1 protein-coding gene is annotated in these 1062 nt (G+C 57.8%); it reads right to left on the bottom strand.

Annotated elements, in window-relative coordinates; all coding sequences use genetic code 11:
• Positions 1 to 139: 139 nt before the first annotated feature.
• The coding region (locus tag AQS70_RS10300) for a GMC oxidoreductase (protein ID WP_187331808.1) at positions 140 to 1062 on the bottom strand (923 nt) is incomplete at its 5' end.

Here is a 1062-nt window from a genome sequence, read left to right as displayed (position 1 = left end):
TCGTCCGTAGACCCTTAGTGCCATCAAGATAAGCCTTGATGGCGTTGAGCTTAAATTGCTCTGTGTACTTGCTCATGTTGAAACCCCAAAAAGTTGGATATGTGTCCAACTTTTTGGGGGCAGTCCAAAGGCTTTGGGGTTACTGCGCGGTACGGCTCACTTCGCGCAGCGGCTTGCCACGCACTGGCGCGTCGCCTGCGATGTAGTAATCGGCAGTGCTGCGCGGCAGTGGCTGACGACCACGGATCTTGTCGGCGATTTTCTCGGCGATCATGATCGTCGGTGCGTTCAAGTTACCGGTGGTGATCAACGGCATGATCGACGCATCCACCACACGCAGACCTTGCAGGCCATGCACTCGGCCTTCGCCATCGACCACAGCCATCTCGTCGGTGCCCATTTTGCACGAGCAGGACGGGTGGAAAGCGGTTTCGGCGTGTTCACGGATAAACGTGTCCAGCTCTTCGTCGCTCTGCTTGTCGATACCTGGGCTGATTTCGCGGCCACGGTACGCATCCAGAGCAGGCTGCTGCATGATTTCACGGGTCAGGCGGATGCCATCACGGAACTCTTGCCAGTCTTGCTCGGTGGACATGTAGTTGAACAGGATGCTCGGGTACTCACGCGGGTCCTTGGATTTCACGTTGACACGACCACGGCTCGGCGAGCGCATAGAGCCCATGTGGGCCTGGAAGCCGTGTTCTTTTACCCCATTGCTGCCGTTGTAGTTAATCGCGACCGGCAAGAAGTGGTACTGAATGTTCGGCCAATCGAAATGCTCGCGGGTGCGGATAAAACCACCGGCTTCAAACTGGTTGCTGGCGCCAATGCCTTTGCCCATAAACAGCCACTCGGCGCCAATGGCCGGCTGGTTCCACCACAACAGCGATGGGTACAGCGACACGGGCTGAGTGCAAGCGTATTGCAGGTACAGCTCAAGGTGGTCTTGCAGGTTCTGGCCAACACCCGGCAGGTCGTGAACCACTGGGATGTCGAGGCTATTGAGCAGCTCGGCCGGGCCAACACCCGAGCGTTGCAGCACGCTAGGCGAACCAATCGCGC

Source organism: Pseudomonas endophytica (assembly GCF_001411475.1).
GTDB lineage: Bacteria > Pseudomonadota > Gammaproteobacteria > Pseudomonadales > Pseudomonadaceae > Aquipseudomonas > Aquipseudomonas endophytica.
The sequence above is the reverse complement of the archived record's forward strand: the minus strand, read 5'-3'. Positions and strand labels throughout refer to the sequence as shown.